General features: G+C 35.6%; 23 protein-coding genes and 1 pseudogene. All 24 read right to left on the bottom strand.

Features of this window, described 5'->3' with window-relative positions; all coding sequences use genetic code 11:
• Positions 1–250 precede the first annotated feature (250 nt).
• Positions 251–1423 carry a staphylopine family metallophore export MFS transporter CntE gene (gene cntE, locus AC1D0Y_RS27380; protein ID WP_477708205.1) on the bottom strand — a complete coding sequence of 391 codons (1173 nt, stop codon included), beginning with the start codon at positions 1421–1423 and terminating at the stop codon, positions 251–253.
• A 27-nt stretch (positions 1424–1450) separates the two neighbouring features.
• Entirely contained in the window at positions 1451–2197 is a 747-nt protein-coding gene (locus AC1D0Y_RS27375; protein WP_477708204.1) for an ABC transporter ATP-binding protein, read from the bottom strand.
• The gene (cntD, locus tag AC1D0Y_RS27370; protein WP_477708203.1) at positions 2190–3005 is read right to left on the bottom strand and encodes a staphylopine uptake ABC transporter ATP-binding protein CntD; all 816 of its coding nucleotides are present in this window, start codon (positions 3003–3005) and stop codon (positions 2190–2192) included. Before cntD ends, AC1D0Y_RS27375 begins: the two co-directional genes overlap by 8 nt.
• A gap of 4 nt (positions 3006–3009) precedes the next feature.
• Complete coding sequence (gene cntC, locus AC1D0Y_RS27365) at positions 3010–3906, bottom strand: staphylopine uptake ABC transporter permease subunit CntC (RefSeq protein ID WP_088568201.1); 897 nt, start codon at positions 3904–3906, stop codon at positions 3010–3012.
• A gap of 1 nt (position 3907) precedes the next feature.
• Positions 3908–4840, bottom strand: a complete 933-nt coding sequence (opp1B, locus tag AC1D0Y_RS27360; RefSeq protein ID WP_462073384.1) for a nickel/cobalt ABC transporter permease — start codon at positions 4838–4840, stop codon at positions 3908–3910.
• A gap of 57 nt (positions 4841–4897) precedes the next feature.
• Positions 4898–6505: a staphylopine-dependent metal ABC transporter substrate-binding lipoprotein gene (gene cntA / locus AC1D0Y_RS27355; protein WP_088568199.1), complete on the bottom strand. Its 1608-nt coding sequence runs from the start codon at positions 6503–6505 to the stop codon at positions 4898–4900.
• A 38-nt stretch (positions 6506–6543) separates the two neighbouring features.
• A complete protein-coding gene (locus AC1D0Y_RS27350) occupies positions 6544–7845 on the bottom strand; it encodes an opine metallophore biosynthesis dehydrogenase (protein WP_088568198.1) in 1302 nt (433 codons plus the stop codon).
• Positions 7832–8647: an SAM-dependent methyltransferase gene (locus tag AC1D0Y_RS27345; protein ID WP_088568197.1), complete on the bottom strand. Its 816-nt coding sequence runs from the start codon at positions 8645–8647 to the stop codon at positions 7832–7834. The genes AC1D0Y_RS27350 and AC1D0Y_RS27345 overlap by 14 nt, the downstream gene beginning before the upstream one ends.
• Positions 8648–8672: 25 nt before the next feature.
• Positions 8673–9506 (bottom strand): histidine racemase CntK family protein, encoded by an 834-nt coding sequence (locus AC1D0Y_RS27340; protein WP_088568196.1) that lies wholly within the window; start codon positions 9504–9506, stop codon positions 8673–8675.
• Positions 9507–9555: 49 nt separating this feature from the next.
• Positions 9556–9912, bottom strand: a complete 357-nt coding sequence (locus tag AC1D0Y_RS27335) for a hypothetical protein (protein WP_088568195.1) — start codon at positions 9910–9912, stop codon at positions 9556–9558.
• A 147-nt stretch (positions 9913–10059) separates the two neighbouring features.
• Complete coding sequence (rpsN, locus tag AC1D0Y_RS27330; RefSeq protein ID WP_047751929.1) at positions 10060–10329, bottom strand: 30S ribosomal protein S14; 270 nt, start codon at positions 10327–10329, stop codon at positions 10060–10062.
• A gap of 145 nt (positions 10330–10474) precedes the next feature.
• Positions 10475–10729 (bottom strand): type B 50S ribosomal protein L31, encoded by a 255-nt coding sequence (locus AC1D0Y_RS27325; RefSeq protein ID WP_088568194.1) that lies wholly within the window; start codon positions 10727–10729, stop codon positions 10475–10477.
• Positions 10730–10922: 193 nt separating this feature from the next.
• On the bottom strand, positions 10923–11279 hold the full coding sequence (locus AC1D0Y_RS27320) for a L,D-transpeptidase (protein ID WP_306425577.1): 357 nt from the start codon (positions 11277–11279) through the stop codon (positions 10923–10925).
• Between the two features lie 84 nt (positions 11280–11363).
• Entirely contained in the window at positions 11364–11969 is a 606-nt protein-coding gene (locus AC1D0Y_RS27315) for a recombinase family protein (protein WP_088568193.1), read from the bottom strand.
• 220 nt (positions 11970–12189) lie between these two features.
• Entirely contained in the window at positions 12190–12906 is a 717-nt protein-coding gene (locus tag AC1D0Y_RS27310; RefSeq protein WP_477708202.1) for a sulfite exporter TauE/SafE family protein, read from the bottom strand.
• Between the two features lie 69 nt (positions 12907–12975).
• Positions 12976–13257 carry an AbrB/MazE/SpoVT family DNA-binding domain-containing protein gene (locus tag AC1D0Y_RS27305; protein ID WP_477708217.1) on the bottom strand — a complete coding sequence of 94 codons (282 nt, stop codon included), beginning with the start codon at positions 13255–13257 and terminating at the stop codon, positions 12976–12978.
• A gap of 228 nt (positions 13258–13485) precedes the next feature.
• A complete protein-coding gene (locus AC1D0Y_RS27300) occupies positions 13486–13821 on the bottom strand; it encodes a hypothetical protein (RefSeq protein WP_477708201.1) in 336 nt (111 codons plus the stop codon).
• A 56-nt stretch (positions 13822–13877) separates the two neighbouring features.
• Entirely contained in the window at positions 13878–14096 is a 219-nt protein-coding gene (locus tag AC1D0Y_RS27295; RefSeq protein WP_477708200.1) for a hypothetical protein, read from the bottom strand.
• 109 nt (positions 14097–14205) lie between these two features.
• On the bottom strand, positions 14206–14766 hold the full coding sequence (locus tag AC1D0Y_RS27290) for a L,D-transpeptidase (protein ID WP_477708199.1): 561 nt from the start codon (positions 14764–14766) through the stop codon (positions 14206–14208).
• 209 nt (positions 14767–14975) lie between these two features.
• Positions 14976–15536: a hypothetical protein gene (locus tag AC1D0Y_RS27285; RefSeq protein ID WP_477708198.1), complete on the bottom strand. Its 561-nt coding sequence runs from the start codon at positions 15534–15536 to the stop codon at positions 14976–14978.
• A 48-nt stretch (positions 15537–15584) separates the two neighbouring features.
• On the bottom strand, positions 15585–16223 hold the full coding sequence (locus tag AC1D0Y_RS27280) for a restriction endonuclease (RefSeq protein ID WP_477708197.1): 639 nt from the start codon (positions 16221–16223) through the stop codon (positions 15585–15587).
• On the bottom strand, positions 16216–17205 hold the full coding sequence (locus tag AC1D0Y_RS27275) for a toprim domain-containing protein (RefSeq protein ID WP_477708196.1): 990 nt from the start codon (positions 17203–17205) through the stop codon (positions 16216–16218). The genes AC1D0Y_RS27280 and AC1D0Y_RS27275 overlap by 8 nt, the downstream gene beginning before the upstream one ends.
• A gap of 77 nt (positions 17206–17282) precedes the next feature.
• Positions 17283–18314, bottom strand: a complete 1032-nt coding sequence (locus AC1D0Y_RS27270; protein ID WP_477708195.1) for a guided entry of tail-anchored proteins factor 1 — start codon at positions 18312–18314, stop codon at positions 17283–17285.
• A gap of 472 nt (positions 18315–18786) precedes the next feature.
• Positions 18787–19045: pseudogene (locus AC1D0Y_RS27265) on the bottom strand (LPD25 domain-containing protein); the annotation flags it as partial.
• Positions 19046–19226: the final 181 nt, after the last annotated feature.

The following is a 19226-nucleotide window of genomic DNA, read 5'->3' as shown; positions in this document are numbered from 1 at the left end:
TTCCTTCTGATCTCGTATTATTTTCAGTAAGATTATACAATTTATACATAGATAGAATAGTTGTGAGTAGTTCACCTTACTGCTAAAAGGTATATTTAATAAAATAAGTAAAATTAAAATCGAAGGAATAATTCTAACAGTCATGCTCTACCTTAATCGCCTGAATAACACAATTAATAATAATGTAAAGAGTCCTCAATCATATTATGCTTATTGCGAAGTTGTATTTCCACATTTACTAACAGAACAGTTAACTAACAAATTGTTTATGCCTTCCATAAGCAAATGCAACCATTAGAATTCCAAATACGGCACAGATTGTATACATCAGCGAATAAGACAAAGCATCCGCAATTGGCCCCATTACAATACTTCCTAGTGATACACCTAAATCGGCCGTTGCGATAAATAATCCAAGCAGCGTATTACGATTATTGACTGGTAGTACAAAGGTTAAATATGTTGTTAATGTAGGATAGATAATCGCTTGAGCCACTCCCATTAACACGGCCGCAGTATAAAAGAAAAAAGCGCCTCCAACATTCGCAAAGCTAATGGACTGCGCTGCTAAAGTCAGCATTAAGAGCGTGCCCATCATATAAAAAGAATGCCACTTTCCATCTGAAGGGATTTTTTTCATTAATGTAAATCGCGCTGCCACTACCGTTGCAGCTTGAATCATAAGGTATATTCCTGCGTGCCCATTTTTCACTTGCTCTGCATAGAGAGGGACAAAGGTCGTTACGGCTCCAAAAACCATGGAAGAAACGAGCATGATAATGCTACATCTAAAAAGGTAGCGATTTTTAAACAGTTGACTAAACGAAGCACTCATCCCAAGAGGTGGTTCCGTTCTCTTCACTTCATTATGTGAATTTCTTGTTGAACCATAACCTACTAGGCCTGTTAAGATAGCAATGGCTACCATTACAACAGCAAAATATGTTCCATTATCTTCTTGCCAAATTCCGATAGCTAACAGAGGGCCAAGAATACCCGGAATATATGAACACAAAGAGTAAAGAGAAATTCCTTGAGAGCGATCTTCTTTAGGTAAAGCATCAATAATCGCGATTTGCAGCGACATTGAGAAGAAAGCCGTACAAACTCCCTGTAGTATCCGAGCTGTAAAATAGCCCCCTAGGCCTGTAAACGTATATAAAATTAAGGCTGCAGCGTTAATAAATAGAATAACTCGCAACACTTTAACCGGACCATATTTATGAATGATATAACCTGCCCAAGGTCTAAAAAACATCGTTGTAAATAAGTAGGCACCCATAATGATGCCAATTGTTGTATTAGTTGCCCCTAAGCTGCTTCCTTTTAGAGGAATAACTACGTTTAAGATTGCATTTGCGCTAAAATAAAGAAGCACTAGTGCATATAAACGTAAGAAGGGCCAAGATAATGCTCCGTTCATTGTTTTCTCCTCCTATGATACTTACATCTATAAGATAATTGTTTTTTTCAATAACGCTTGGGCATATGACGATTTCACATGCTTAAGATTCTGCATTGCTACTATCTCTTCAATTTTTCCACCCTTAAAAATCATAAGTCGATCACAAAGATATGTTGCAGCTTGCAAATCATGAGTAATAAAGATATAGCTCATATCGTAAGTGCTTCTTAACTTCTTTAATAAATTTAAAATTTGAAACTGCACAGATATATCTAACGAGCTGACAGCTTCATCAAGTAGAAGATACTTTGGCTTCGTTGCAATCGCTCTTGCAATACAAACTCTTTGCGCTTCTCCTCCTGATAATTCATGCAAATATTTGTCTTTATAGGATGCAGGAAGCCCTACCTGATTAAGTAGGATCTCTACTTGCTTCTCTTGGTCTTCTTTTCTCTCTTTTATCATTCGAAGTGACTCCATAATCGCTTGTTGAACGGTAAAAAAAGGGTTAATGGAAGATGCGTAATTTTGAAAAACCGCACTCATTTTTCCTACCCGGGCTTTTACATGAATTGTACTTACTCCATCAAGAAGGACACTCCCTGTATCAGGACGTTCAATTCCTAAAATCAAACGTCCAAGAGTCGACTTGCCACTACCACTTTCACCAATAATCCCTAAACATTTCCCGATCTCGCACTCAAAGCTGACGCCTTTGATTACCTTTCTTTTATCTTTTGATAAGAGCCCCCCAGCTTTATATGATTTTTCAACATTACATACTTTAAGCATGTACAGTTCCCCCTATCATTTTCTGAAAATGCTCACTAAGCGTACGCTTAGTTGAAATCAGATACTCTGTATACTCATGTTGAGGTTTTAGAAAGACGTCTTGTGCAGCTCCTCTTTCCACGATATGCCCATCTTTCATCACGACAATCTGATCAGCTAATTTGTTCACAATCCCTAAATCATGTGAAATAAAAATCATGGAAGATCCAATATTTTCTCGTAAAGCCATCAATTGTTCTACAACTTCAAACTGTGAAATAGTATCTAGTGCTGTGGTTGGTTCATCTGCAATTAAAACGTCTGGCTCTAGTAGTAAAGCAAGGGAAATCATCAATCTCTGAAGCATACCTCCAGAAAGCTGATATGGGTATTTGTTCATTATTTCTACGGGATTTTGTAGCCTCACACGCTTCATCGCATCAGCAAGATGCCTCTCAATTTTCTCATAGCTCCAATCTGTATGCTGCTTTAAAGTAGCTACCAAATGGTTTCCGACAGGATCAGAAGGGTTAAAAGCACTCATACCATTTTGCATGACCATACAAAGCTTCTTCCCTCTTTTACTTTTCATTTGTTTTTCGGATAGTTCGCACAAGTCTTCACTCTTTAACCAAATGTGACCATATTGTTTAATATCTCTCTTATGCAGTCGCATGATGGACTTACACGTCATTGATTTTCCACTACCACTTTCTCCTACTAAAGCTAAGCATTCCCCCTCATTAACCTGAAATGAGCTGTTATGAATAATTGACTTATTGGTTTTACAATCGAATACCTTTAGCTGTTTTACTTCTAATAAACTCATAGCTTTATTTTGCAGCCCCCTTTTCATTTAACGTTGGCATTCCTATTTTTACTTCTTCTTGCAAGTTAACTTTCGTTTTAGCAAGCTTTGGATTTAACGCAACTTGAAGCGCATCTGATAAGAAGTTAAAAGCTAGAACAATCGTAATAATAGCTAGGCTTGGCGGTAGTAATAGCTCTGGTTTTGTAAAGATAACGTCTCTGGCTTCGTTTAGCATCATTCCCCACTCCGGGTTTGGAGCTTGAATACCTAAGCCAAGAAAGGAAAGCCCTGAAATTTGCAGAATGGTGGAGCTAATCGAACTGCTTGAAATGACGGCAATATCTGCAAAGGTGACCGGCAGCATATGGCGGTAAATGATTGTGAAATGATTTAGTCCAGCTGCTCTCGCAAACTTTACATATTCTAAATCACTATATTGCATCACAGAAACGCGAATCACGCGTGCAAACCATGCCCACTTCATTAAAATAAATGCAATCAAAATGTTCTCTAAGCCAACACCTAAGATACCAACAATGGCAAGCGTAATGACGTACACAGGAAAAGAAAGCATAATGTCACAAACTCGCATAATAATAGAATCCGTGAATCCCTTAAAGTACCCTGCTATAAACCCTAGCACCGTACCGAGTACAACCGATAATAATAAAGCGATTAAGACATAAATAATGCTAGGGCGAATACCATAAATGAGCCTGGACAGTACACATCTTCCTAAATGATCATTTCCTAACCAGTATTCAAGTGAAGGATCTGCGTATCGAAGGCTCATATTGACCTTAATAGGGTCGTTCGGAGCAATGAAAGGGGCAAAAACACCAACTATTAAAGTAACTACTATAATAAAAAGCGCAATAACACCTAGCTTATCCTTTGCTAAATTTTTTAGTATCCGCATGTTATTCACCAACCCTTAGCTTTGGGTTTAATGCCGTATTAATAATGTCCGACGTTGTATTAAATACAACAAAAGCAACAGCAATAATAAGTACATAGGCTTGGATTACTGGGAAATCTTTACTTAAAATTGACTTTACGCTTAAGCTCCCCAACCCAGGCCATGCGAACACATTCTCAATTACAACAGTTCCACCCAAAATAAGGGGTATCGACATACAAAAAATAGAAATAGATACTTGCAGAGAGTTTTTTAAAATGGCTACTATTATTTTTTTCTCAGGTAGCCCTGAAGCTCTTGCATACAGTACATAGTCTTCATTTAGGTTTGCAAGCATTGAGCTACGTACCGTCCTGAAATACAGCCCGATATGAGTAAGAGCAATAACCAAAACAGGCAGGATATAGCTTTGGTATGATTCAAGTCCACTTGTCGGAAGCAAATCAAGCTCAACGGAAAAATACCAAATTATTAAAATCGCAATTAGGTACGCTGGAAGTGCTGATAAAAAAAAGAAAAGTCCTCTAATAAAACGATCAAGCACTCTATCTTCTGTTAAGGCACAAACGACTCCTAAAATTATAGAAGAAGCAATAATCACAATTGATGAAACAAACGTTAATTTTAGCGTATTAAAGAAAGCCGGCCCCAACAGGACCCAAACCGATTCATCTTTAACATAGGAATTTCCAAAATCTAATTTAAGACATGATATAAGCCAATTCATATATTGAACGATAAATGGATCGTCTAGCCCTAGCTCTTTCTTCGTTTGATCGATAAGCTCATCGGTAATGACCGGTACGTCTTGTGCTTGTAAAACTAATTTAGCAGGATCTTGAGGAGATAAATTAATTAGTACAAATGTAAGAAATGAAATAACTAATAGTAGTGGAACCGTTAGCATTAGCCTTTTTACAATGTAAACACCCATGATTCATCTTCCTTCCTATATTTTTGTCCGATAAAAAAGGGAGAAAACTCCCTTTTTTCATTCAAACTTCATTTGTTCAAATGGCAATTCATACTGGGTTTGCTTAAATGAAATCCCCTTTAAGTTTTTCGGAGCTACCACCGTTACGTTTCCATTCGTAATTGGAATAAACACTGCTTCATCATGTACAATTGTTAAGATATCCGCATATAGCTTTTGACGTTCTTCCTCAGTTGTTGACACCATGACTTGTTGAATTTTTTTATACAGCTCATCAGCTTCTTTAATTCCCTTGGTTGTGTGCAAGTATGAAGAAGCCGAATTAAACGATGCAATAGTACTTTGTGGGTCATATGCTAGCCCCCATGTTTGATTAAACAATAAGTCATAATCCCCTGTAGCTCTTCTATTTGCAATTGACGTTGACTCTTCTCCTGTAAGCTTCAGCTCTATCCCTACCTCTTTAAGAGAGTTTTGAATAAATTCAGCCTGCATTTTTTGTGAAGCAGAGTTACTGTCGTAATAAAGCGTCATAGCTAAAGGCCGATTTCCTTTTGTGCGAACGCCATTTTCCCCATCTACTTTCCATCCAGCTTTATCAAGGATTCTCTTGGCTTTTTTTATGTCATACCCGCGCTTTTTGAGAGAGACATCTGCATAATTTACGTTTTTGGAAAACAAGGTATTTGCAGGGAGTTCTGTTCCTTCGAAAATCGTTTCGCTAATGGTCTTGCGATCGATAGCGTACCAAATTGCTTCACGCACTGCTGTTTCATTCACTGGACTATCAGACTTACTGCTGTTAGCTACAATCATTTTTGTGTTCATTTGTTTACTTCTGACCAGTTGGTAATCACCAGAATCAACAAGTTGCTGCATTGCTTCTACATCGATACTGTCTGCGCCTCTATCATCCGTAAACACAAAGTTCACTTCACCTTTTTGTAAAGCTAGAAACGTTGTGTCGCCTTCTGGAAGTACTTTTGCCGTAATCTTTTTAATTTTTGGTTTTCCTGCCCAGTAGCTTTCATTTGCTTCAAACGTCGCATATTTGTCTACTTTATGACCTTTTAATACATATGGACCTGTACCGTGATAACCCTTCACGCCATCTTTTGTACCACCGTTTTTAAAGTCATTCGGAGAAATAAACACGTAAGGTCTTGTCATTGATAACTCATCTAGTGTTGGATAATAAGACTCTGATAACACGAGCTTTATCGTATATTCATCAATAACGTCGCAGCTCACAATTTTAGTAGATAGCTTAATCCAAGAGTGTATCTGTGCGTTTTGTTGCACCGCATCAATATTCTTCTTAACTGCTTCTGCGTTAAACGGCTCTCCATCATGGAACTTTACATCTTTTCGAAGCTTGAATGTATATGTCTTTCCATCCTCCGATATTTTCCAAGACTCAGCAAGCAAAGGTTTAATTCCATCTTCCGTATTCTCTACGAGTGATTCGTAAACCATCCCTTGTGCTGACATCGAACCTGGGTATAAATGCGGATTCATATCATTAATATCTTTAGAAGTTGCATAGGTAATTTCTTTTTTGTCCGTTGCATCTGTACTTGCCTTCTCATTGTTACTACAAGCACTTACTATAAGGAAAACTGTGCAGGCAAGAGCCACTAAAATAAGCCGTTTACTTTTTCTCACGTTAATTCCTCCACCATTCTATTCTGTCACTACTATTGTTAAACTAGGCTTTTATCAAGCTCTTCATAAATCATCTGTATATCCTCTTCAAAAGCTAGATTCGAAAACGCATTTGAAAGCTTCACTTCTTTATTAGCTTCTGAAAAAGCTTTTACTTTATCTTCATAAGCTGTTAAAAAACAATCGATTGTTGGACAATCGATTTCTACATATCTAGCAATAGATTGAATCATTTTCAAACGGTAATAATCCTCTTTTGGCATTCGCGGAATATCCATTTCCTTTTCTTTGTTCATAAACACCGTTTGAATCGGAACTGCCGAAAAGTCGAAATAGCGTCCCTTTTCATCTGGCTCTGAGAAAGGGTCTACCAATAAAGACGCATAGCGAACATATAGCAAATATTGCTGGTGAATGCTGTTAAGTTCATTAAAGTTTTCAATATCCTTAAGAGACACACTTTCTCTTCGAATCGGATAATTATCTTCTGTCATAAACTTCAGCAAATTCATTTGTTTAACGTTAAGTTGTGAAAGCACCTTCATAATTTCTTTCCATTGATTAACCATATTCTTCATTAATAAAGGTGTAATTGGCCCTTCCGGATAGATTTTATATACATATTTCTGGTGCTTCTCCTCTTTAAAAATATATCTGAGTGAAAATTCATTCATAAACAACGGAGGATGTACGTATAGTGAGATATTTCGCGTCTCTGCTTCAATTGGTTTTTTCATAATTTCAAAAATTAAGCCTAAATCTTTATAAAGGTTTACCAACTTTTCAACCGCATCAGAAGGAAATTGTGTAGACCCAATATAAATTTTCTTCTTAATAGCCGTTGTTAGCACCTGGTTTGATGGCTCAGAGCTCAACCAGCGCGTATCTCCGTAATATGTAGAAAAACTCATTACCTCAACCTGAGGATTAAACTGCTTCATATAATGATGCACTAAATAATTTGAACCAAGGGTCGGCGATATTAATATAACTCTTTGTACACCTTGTAGTATGCTTTTTGGAAGAGCCTTTAACACATCTAAGTAAGCATCAGTTGTGACTGCTAGAACGAGGGTATCCCATGTCCCAATCACTTCTTCATACTTAAAAAATACATCATCAACTATAAAATGTCCCTGCATCTTTTCATGCTTTCGATTTTGAATACTTACTTCAACAAGGTGACCATGCTTCACTAAGGAAGAAAAGAATTTTTCTGAACGTATAGAAGGTCTTCCTGCGATACCTACTTTGCTATTTAAAGCTTTCTTGAAATTCAATCCAAGCTGTAAAGTTGTGGGGCCGGTTCCTAACAACAGAATATTTTTAAATAACTCCAACTTCTTCACCCTTTCTTTGCTTTTGATATAGTGCAATATCAAAAACCTGATTTGGGCGTAAAACACGATTAATTAACGTCCACTTTGCTAAATTAACTTTTCTTAACGGATAGTTAAAAAGTGACTTTAAGTCGTTACCATACCTCATCGCAATCGTCACTTCGTCTCTCGTTAAATCATGTAACTGGTCTAATATGTCATATTTTTCTTTTACGGTAGAGCTAAAGATAATATGTGTCACATCTTTTATAAAACCTAGCTGATCTAATTCACTATTTTGAACTCGAACATTCAACCCGTCCCCCAATATACTTAACACTTTTTGGCCTAGATCGATTGCCTCATCATCAATATCGATTCCTACTACTTCGGCTCCTGTTTTTTTAGCGATCAGTAACGGGGTCATTGGAAAAGCCCCAGAACCAATTAAAAGCACTTTAGACTCAGGTGTTATTTGGAAATTCCCGAACTCTTCCTCAATACAAGACTCAATATTTTTAAAGTAGTCTGTAATTTCCACTTGTCCATTAATCAATTGAAGAGCTCGATATTTTTCCATGATAGAAACACAGCGAGAAGAGATATGCTGTAATTCTGGAAGCAGTTTATCATCCATATGTCCTGATTGAAGTAATACCCACGTTTCTTTATTTTTTTCGCTAAGAATAAAAGCTGTATACTCATTAATTAACTCTTCTAGCGCTTCAAAATGATGAACGGTACCATCATATTTTTCTGACCAATAGTTGAACCCTTCTAAAAAATCTAGTATTTTTTGTTTAAATCTCAATAATTCTTCCACAGATTCTCCTCCTAATTTAATTAATTTACAATGTAATAAATGCTTCTCCCTGAGCCACAATATTAACAGTTCCTTCAATCTGAAGACTTTTTAAAGTTTTGTTTTCATGCTCTCCGAATACATGAATACTGCCACCAGGTTGCTTAATTCTAACGCTTACTTTTCCTTTACGTAAAAATGCAAGGTAAGCTCCAATTGAAGCCGTTCCAGATCCACACCCCCTTTCCCATACCATACTGTTTAGCTTTGGGATATAAATGAGAGGAGCAAGGTAGTGTGATTCTTCCTCGTAAAGCAAGATACCAATTAGAATATCCGGATATATCTCTCCCATTGACTGAGCAATATTCTCTGCTGTTTCTTTTATTTCTGCATTAATTCTTTTTACTTTGAGTACAAGATGAAAAAAATCCTCATACTGAACGTTATAAGCTTCTAAATATGTATTCTTATATTCTATGTTTCTAGGTTCAATCTTTTTAGGTAAGGGCATTGAAATTCGACAACGATAATTATTTGCTACTTTCTTCACTCGGCATCTAATTAAGTCGTCAGTTCCTGAAGTCTCAATTAATAAATGAGATTCATTATTTTCCCTTAAACCTTTTTGGTGAGCAATGAATACAGCTAAAGACATACATGCGTTTCCACAGAATTCATTTCCTGCCATCCGGAGATTACCATCAACATTCGATTGTTTCGGTTTTTCGATAAAACCTACCTGTTCTGCATATACATGGTCGTATGCCATCAACCTTAAGGCAATTTGTTGATAGTCCTCTTTTAAGTGCTGACCATCTACTAAAATTGTCATATTTTGAGTCGGACTAAATTTAATAAACTTTACATGTCGTTTCATTACAAATACCTCTACTTATTTTTTAGTGAAATCAACCTTTATTCATAATTCATGATAAAACAAGGAAATATTGTATATTCTTATTTGTCTCAACTTGATTGCCTTTTACTTGTTCTGTGTAGTCAATCCATTTATAACTTTTTATTTTTCTTTCTAATTTTTCGTTTATTTCATCTTCAATTTCGTGCATCAATTTCATTATTTCATCTAACGACATACTAAAGCGATTTGCTGCCTGAAGGTGGGGTAATTGCTCTTTGAGAAGGGTTAAAAATTGCTTCTTTGTTTCGGATTGCTGTGCTAAACTATCTTCAATACCCTCAATAAACTGATAAAGCTTTCTTTTATTCCTTGGTAGATGATTTACAATATTCCTCGCAAAAATCTCGATTATCTTCTCATTCATTACAAACGACCACCTTTCTCTTAGTGTTCAAAATCATTTATATTAAGGTTATGGCTGTTCTTTCTAAATTTCCAAATGGTATTCTTAACATAAATCAAACAGGAACCTGTAAGCATCACACTCACGAAGTTCCTGTTGTTTAACTGCTTACCAGCTAGATTTTTTAACTCCAGGTATTTGTCCTTTATGTGCTAATTCACGAAAGGCGATACGAGACATCTTAAACTTTCTTAAGTAGCCTCTAGGTCTTCCAGTAATTTGGCAACGGTTATGAAGCCTAGAAGGTGCTGAATCACGAGGAAGCTTACTTAATGCAGTATAATCCCCTTTTTCCTTTAGTTCTCTTCTTAGATCCGCATATTCAAATACCATTTTTTGTCTCTTTAGTTCTTTTGCAATTTTTGATTTTTTTGCCACTTATATTTACCTCCTAAATAGACTTGAGTAATCGTAACTATTACGATTTAAAGATTAGACTCTTTAAAGTGAATAGACCCATATTAACTCTCTTTCTCAACTATCTAGATTAACAAATAGTTAACTACAGTATTAAGTGAACGGATCATTTCTTTTCTCTCATATTATATTTTTGAAGAAAACGATCCACTCTTCCACCTTTATCTGCAAACTTCTGCTTTCCTGTGTAAAACGGATGCGTATCAGAGCTGATCTCTACCTTAATCAATGGATACGTGTTTCCGTCTTCCCAAACGGTGGTTTCATTCGATTCTTGGGTAGAACCTGTTAAAAACGTATAGCCACTGTTTGTGTCCATAAACACTACTTTCCTATAGTTTGGATGTATGTTTGGTTTCATGCTATCACCTCACGGTTAAATTCTTTTTATTAATGATAATCGAAATCATTACGTTTTTCAAGTAGAGAAGTTAGGATCCTAGTGTAAAAAATACATCTAACTTGCAATTAATCTCTAAAACTTGGACATACTGATACTATTATTTATTAAAAAGGCAGTATTCCGTAATAAAGTATAGAATACTGCCTTTTTATCAATTATTTTTCAACTTATAGCCTTTGAACTGATACCCATATACTTTTGTTAAATCAACAAAGCTCTTATAGGAATACGTAATGGCAACCGGTGTACCCACTTGGACTTTCTCATAAAGCTTTTCAATATCTGCATTATGCATTCTCACGCAACCTTGACTTACATATTTTCCAATGCTACTTTCATTGTTATTGCCGTGAATGTCGTATGTATCACCATACGTACCGTTAGCATTTAACTCTAACCAACGTTTTCTTAAAAGATTTCGGGGATCGCCCCCAGGAATATGTCGTGTATAACTTGAAACAGTCGTTTTAATTATTGGTCTATTTGTAAGTGAAAAAGATAAAAACAATCATACAAAGAAAACAATGTACATAAGAGCCTGATCTGATATCTTATAAATTCAGCTTAGGCTTCTTTTTGTTTCTTGTTATAGTTACTTATTTGCTTCATAAGCCCTTACCTTATTGTAAAACGTCGCTTTCTTCATGCCTATTTCCTTCATAAATGCTACAGCTGTAATTGTTCCAGACTTCCATTCTTTATATAACCTATCCCATTCTTTAGGAAAAGCAATGATGGGACGCCCTAGATGTTTTCCTTTGGCCTTAGCAACGACTATTCCTTCTCGTTGGCGCTGTAAGATGGTTGCTCGCTCCTGTTCCGCCATAGATGTATAAACCTCTATAATGATGTTATTAATCATGTCTATAACCCACTCTTGACCTTCAGGTACTTCTTGCATAGTCGTGGGTAAATCAATAATTTTGATTCGGATTCCTTCCTTTTTAAACTGCTCTAAATATTTTTTTATTTGTGCTTTATTCCGGCCTAGACGATCAATCGATTTAATATACAATGTGTCGCCCTCTCTCATTGCTTTAAGCATATTTTGAAAGCCGTCGCGTTCCATGTCCTTCCCACTCGCCTTATCACTGTATAGATATTTTTCATCTGTTAAATAAGGTTTTATTGCTTCTAACTGTCTATCTAAGTTTTGTTCATTAGTGCTTACACGAATATATCCAAAATTAATTCCCATTGTGAAAACCATCCTTGTTCATAATAGATAGTTTAAGTATAGAACAAAAAGTATAAAAAGGTCTATTTATTTTAGAACGTCTAAAAAGTTTTATTTTTAATATTAAATAGACTTAATATCATTGATTTCCCTACCGTATAAAAAGGTGTACCTTTTTAGACTAAGTAGATTGAATAAAGCTAAATATTAACAAACGCCCCCGATTTGCTTTATAACTAATTTAGAAACTCGTTACGAGTAAATATACCCCAGTAAACATCAAAATTATATACGTGACAATGCGAAATATTTTTTGACTAATCCATTTAAAAAATAACTGTCCTAACATAATTCCTGCAAATAAAGGGGGGATAGCTATAAGAGAAAAAATCCATGTCTCTTTGCTGGTACCTCCAAATGATATTTGAATAACTAAACTAACAAAGTAAACAAAGAGATAATAAGCCAATGTTGTACTTCGAAGTGTGGTTTTATCTACTCCGGCTCCAGAAAAATATAATAAAAGGGGTGGACCTGGTACACCAATACTTGTCGTTAGTAATCCTGATATTCCCCCAGTTATGAAGTCCTTGTTTTGTGTTCGATTTATCGTCAACTTTAAAATAAGTAGTATTGTTAAAAAAAGAATAAGAGCACCAACAGTCATTTTTAATAACTGAATATCCAAAAATAGATAAATAAAAATACCTAAAATCAGACCCATCACACTACCTTTAATCAATCTGACTAACAAAGACTTGTCTATTTCTTTTCTAATTTTAAAAATCATAAAAGCAGAAAGACAAATAGAGAGTATAATATTAATTTGGATTGCCATGTGAGCAGGATAAATCAATAATAAAAAGGGAGTACCGACAATAGAAAAGCCATAGCCAGTGCTTGTTTGTAACAATGATGCTACCAACACAATTATAATCAGCACAATTAAATCTTCCATCGTACGATTTCACCTACTTCAAACATTAAAGTTAACTTTTCTCTTCTGCTGCATAAAATCATGTATAAACTAAGCCTTTATATTGAACTTAAACTCTATTTCATTCTTTAAAATTTCTGCCCCTCTTGGACTTAGCACTAAACCTTTTGCATATTCTCTATTTTGAGGAGTGATGTCACCTGTAATAATGCATTCATTATAAGGAAAATATTTCTTTAAGATAATTTGTTCTCCATTAACAAAGATTTCGATAGGGTCTTTTTCTTTAATAGAAAGAACCTTTCTTAGCTCCACGGGAATAACAACACGCCCTAATTCATCTACTTTTCGTACAATACCTGTTGACTTCATGTTATTCGTATCCCCCATATTTAATAGTTTGTTTTTCTTCAACAACAATTCCATATAATAACAATTTACACAATAAGAAAGCAGGCTTAAGCCTGTCTATTTGACAAGGATCACTACACTCAGTTCACCTAAGGTAGTTTTTTTAGTTAAATTAAATTTCTACAATTCTTTTTTTCTTTAAGTAAATAGTAAAATACTTTGTTTATATATTGTAGAATAAGATAGCATTCACTCTAATTCTTTCTGCGGTGTTTCTGCTGCTTCTCTTCCCTCTTGTTGTATCATTTTCTTATTCTTACGAATAAATGAGGGGATTTTGCTAAAGTAGTGTCTCTTCACTTCGCCATAAGGTATCCAAATTTCCTTTTCCCCAATTAGGTCATATACCTCATCTAAAATTTGGTCTCGTTTCCTAGGGTGTAATTTGGTATAAGGATAATTAATTGCGCTGATATAACGTTGTCTTAATTCGTTCGTTATCCACTCTTTCTGCTTTTGCTTCAATGCTGAAAACTTTTTATTTGTTTGAATTAGGCGTCCATTTTGATAAACATGATTTTTCATGCAGTTTTCCCCCTTTTTTCCGTAGTCTCATATAAAATCATTGAATCTTCATTTATCTAGTAGGCTTTTTTCCTAAATTTCTCTTTCACATATATACAATTTCGTGTATGCTCACGGGAAAAGAAATGATCGTGTTTATAATGTACTTTGACTTCACATGAAGGACAGACAAAGAAACCCATTCTTATTTTATCTTGATTGACCTCATGCGCATAAAACTCTCCCGTAGCTCTAAACATGACCACATGTTTAGCCTTTTCGATTTTTGCTCGCATAATCATATCCTCCTTCACCATATTTTTCATCTACTTCTATGATAAGGGCTATATGGAAAGAAGACAAAGAAAAAACAGCATTCCGTAATAACGGAATGCTGTTTAGATATTAGTTGTTTTTTAAGTTGTAGCCTTTGAAATGATACCCATAAACTTTAGTTAGATCAACAAAGCTCTTATAGGAATACGTAATCGCAACAGGTGTACCCACTTGAACTTTCTCATAAAGTTTTTCAACATCTGCATTGTGCATTCTCACGCATCCTTGACTCACGTATTTTCCAATGCTACTTTCATTGTTATTGCCGTGAATGCCGTATGTATCACCATACGTACCGTTTGCATTTAACCCTAACCAACGTTTTCCTAACGGATTGTGAGGATTGTCCCCAGAAATATGCCCTGTATAATAAGGGCGGTTTTTAATCTTGTTCACTACTTTAAAAAAGCCAACTGGTGTTTTGTCCCATGTTTTCCCCGTTGCAACTGGATCAACGATTTCAATATAACCATTGTGAAAATAAGCTAGTTTGTTGTAGTATTTATTGATAATAATTAAATCGTGATTTGTTGGTTTGCTTGCTGCTTCTGTTTTTCCTTCATTAACTCCACATAATGCGACCATTAATAATGTAAGAACGGTCATTGATTTCATAAAAATGTTCTTCATAAAAACTCTCCTCTTTTTTTATATTTTTATGGGAAACGAAAAAGCACCTTCCAATTAAGAAAGATGCTTTTTCATCACAATTATTTATAAATAAAAACCTAGTTAATCTACGACTTTGATATGCAGAGAAACTCTCTCTGACGAAATTAACTTTTGTTTTACGTATAAATGCCCATTTGATGCAAATTTGAGCACTTTAAAAACGTTTGTTAATCAATATTTAGAAAGTAATCAAAGTCACTTGTTATTTGAACTACATATTCCACTTCATGACTATGATTTCCCTTGAGTATACGATCATTTACTTTTTTTCCTGATTCATAATAATAGTTACTTAAAAATCTCCTTGTTCCTTCTTTATCACTGTAATAATCACCCTCCGGACTTTCGACTTTCTGGAAGTCACCTTGAAAGTAAATTTCAGGTTCTACACCTCTTTTATCACTTTTAGGGTATTTAAATAATCCTGCTTTTTGATAATACATCAATATCTCTTCTTTGCTTAGTCTGGTAGATAGCCTTACTGACGCAATAACTCCCCAATAACCACCACTACCACCAACAAGATGTTTTCCATTAGCTTGCTCATTTTCAATAACTTTTGTTTTAGGTGGGAGGGGATATTTAAATAATTGTTCAGCAAAATCATTGGAGATCCTGTCCTTATCAGTCCAATTTGTCAATCCTAGAACTAATACTACAATCAATATTATTGCTACTAAAAGCAGCATGCCTAACTTGCTACATACTGTTTTTCTTATAAAATTCATATATAAGAGACCTCTTCTGTTGCGTTTTACTCGTTTAGATTTCTACATTTACTTACTGATTTTCTCTGTATGGCGACAATCTGGAAAAGAGGAACAGCCAAAAAAACGCGTGCCGTTTCCATCTCGTACCACTAGGTCTTGCCCACATTTCGGACATTTACGAGGTTCGGGTGTAATGTTTTCAAAGATTTCTCGTGCCTTAAAAACTGGATTTACCTCTTTAATAAACTTTTGAAGATCCGCACGATCTACTAAGGTCACATCACATGCAGCTGCAAGCTCTTTTGCTTGTTTCGTGAAATAACTATTGGTCACCACCCACGCTTGATTAGCTTTATAATACGCTTTGGCTGCGTATACTTCTTGTACAGCTGAAAGACTGACCCTATTTTTAGCACTATACCGTTTGGCTTGAATCACAACTCTTTCTTTACCTTTCATTACTAGATCAGCTCCAAAATCGCCTGATTTTGGCGTTATCTGTGGCTTGTATCCTAGTTGTTGAAAAAGTGCTCGCAAATATACCTCAAATTGATATCCATCCATTTTATCAATATAGGGCATACCCGATTGGGCTAACTCTTTCATATACTTCCGTTCACGAATCACACGGTAAGCAAATGTAGAAAGTTTAAATAAAATCATGATAAGAAAAAGATAAAACACACTTTGAAACACCTTATCCATTCATTGAAAGCTCCTGTTCTGTTTGTTTATTCCGGAGACGTGATGCCACAGGTTGAATGGTTTTTCCATCCTTCTTTAATGCGTCGTTCCAATCTTTCGCTCCCTTTGGAATATCTACTCTTATTAAATCAGCATTAACGATTTGGTTCATTTTGTCAATAAATTCTTTTCCTCCTTGGTCATTATCGACAGCTAACACCATTTCTTGAATGCCTAAGCCTTCTCTTCGAGCTTCGATATAAGATTGAGCAACAGTTTTAGGTTTTAAGCCATTCATACTAATAAGGCGTGTATTCTGCAATTGGTTTTCTTGTATACTCCAATAAGAAAGTAGATCAATTGGACTTTCAAAGAAATGAATCTTGTTTGGGCGACCAACATCAACTGAAAAGCCTGTATGTGGGTTATCGTTCGGTAAGACTTGTTTAAAAGAACCTCGTTTATTTTTTATCGAAGCTGTTCCTTGTCGATCTGCCCCAATTACTTTTCCTTTGCCTCCATGTTCACGCCATTTAAACACCACATTGTTCCGTTTGTCCTGGGCGATTAAATCTTTTTGAACGAGCCAGTCAACTAATCGAGGATCTATTTTACGTTCTTTTATGAGATAGTCTTTTGCTTTGCTTTGATCCTTTACCTCTAACTCTTTTGGATAACGAAAAGGCTCTTTTGATGGTGAAACCGACGGTTGCTCATGTGACTGAGAAAGCTCTTTATAATCACCTTTATTGATATCTAATACAGCTTGCGGAAAAGACATCCCATAATACATTTGAGCGAAACTGATCGCTCCGTATCCTGTTTCATTCCGGCTATTCCAAGCGTACATATTTCCTTTGATGAGTAAGCTATCATGTTCCGTATGACGATAATACTTTCCTTCTTTTACAAAGGTTTCGCCTTTGGCTTCCAGATACGACAACAAATCAATATCTCTCGCCTTCATAACCTCCTCCTCCTTGACATGTTTTCGTTCTCCCATCTAATCCCTCCTTCACTCCACGATATGAAAAAGGAGAGCTTTTCAGCCCTCCCATTCCGTCTAAACTTTTGCTTTTTTTAACGTTCCATTTCTTGTGTCTCTTTCTGTTTTTTTGAAGAATTTGTTCCACTATTCCGTGCAAAAAACTTCGTAAATCCATTCTGTGATTTCTCTTCTTTTTTCTGCTTGTCATGATCCTTTTTCTCCGTGTCTAAAGCCTTTTCAAGTTTGGTTAATTTCTCACGTTGAGAATCAGTCAAATTGAGCTCTTTTAATTCCTGCAGCACTTCTTTTTTTAATTTGTACACCTTATCAAAGGAATGCTTTTGTTCAAACTCCTTCATTTTGGCCAAACGCTGCTCTTTCTCTTGAGGTGTTTCTTGCTTCAGCTGCTTTTCGACAGGGGCTTTTTCTGCTTCGGCTTCTTTTTTCGCTTCTTTAAAAGAATCTTTTTCATCTGATATGCCTAATTGGGCTAACAAGTTTTGTTTAAATAGCTGCTTATACTGTGTTTCTTCACTAGGCTGCTGCATAACTTCTAGTACTTCTTGTTTGTAATCTTCTTGATATCGGTCCTTTTCTTGTGTCTGTTTACGTGCTTGAAACTGATGAGAAAGCTCATTCTCCATACCTTTCAATTGGTCAGAGGTGAACTGCTTTTCCTTTAAGGCACTTGATTTCAACATGACATAATCGTTTTCTGCATTCACACGGGCTAACATGCTATCAATATCTTGAGGTTTTTCTTTGTCATGAGCCTTTAAAAACGTAATGTAGCTTGTTTTGAGCTGTGTTTCTCGATCTTTTTCTAAAACAGGATTCACATCATGACTCTTTAAAAAATCAAGTGTTGCTTCACTTTCATAGGCTTGTTTTTGTCCTCTTTCATCGGTGGAAACAAACAAAACCTGCGGCTTTTCTTCCCCTATAGCTGATTGTGTTAAGTAAACAGCACCAGAAGGAATCTCTTGCAGCTGTTCACCACTGATATTTGCCCAACCTGTCTCGATTTTTTCATTTTGTGGGTGTTTCATAAACTTCTTTAATTCTCGTTTATCGGAAATAAGCGTTTTAAATTGGTCATTTGAAAAAGACGTAATTTTTTTCATCATTCTTCCTCCATTTAGATAGTATTTGGGCAATAAAAAAGAGAGCTTTTTACGCTCCCTTACCTTTCGAGTTCCTGTTCGTCTTTTTTCTTTTTGACGGTGCCTGTACGTTTTTGGAATTGCATGTGATTACCCACTTCAACACGCTCTTGAAAAGTAAGAGATTGTTCTTGAACTTGACCATTGATGATCCCCTTCTCGTTTTTAGTCATAGTTGAATCAATCTGATGCTCAAGTTTCACGACTTCCTCCTTTGTCATCCATCCATTTTTGATCGCTTGTGTTTTGGTTGAATAATATTTTTCTTCAGCCGTGACACGATCTAAAATACTGTCTACATCTTGCACGGATTCCTTTTGCTGCTTTTGCTTATAGTCCTCATAACCTTCTTTCATTTTCTCATGCACGTTTTGAGAAGAAAGAGGATCTGCTTGCTGCTGTTTTTCTTCGTTTTTTTCTGGTGACTGATTTTTTTCCCGTTCTTTCACTAAGGTATCTTCGATTGTTTCAATAAAGCCAACGGACGTTTCATGAACTTCTTTTAAAAGCTTGTTTTTATCTTCAAAGGTCTKWCCTTTCGTCCAATKTGASAGGTAATCCAARGARTAAGAASTGGTGTCGATTCCAAAATAAGAGGAAACCGTATAAGCTGTCATTTCTGCCTGAAACTCTTTTTCCGCAGCYGTATAGTTTAGATRTGTGTCYTTKGTRTGAAGTTTSGCRTGYGTGAGTAAATCCAAACGTTTGGATTTACTCACTTATCCCAACTATTTTTAAATCCAAACCTTTTTTCTGAATCGGTATAAGAGAAGATTCTTATGAATAAAAGGTTTGGATTTTGTTAATAATGTCTTCAGGTTAAAAGGAGGACATTATTATGAATGTAGAAAACTTGCAAAACACATACACATA

This window comes from Priestia sp. P1_B12_1, from assembly GCF_056406695.1.
Note: the sequence above shows the minus strand (reverse complement) of the source record. Positions and strands in the feature narration are given on the sequence as shown.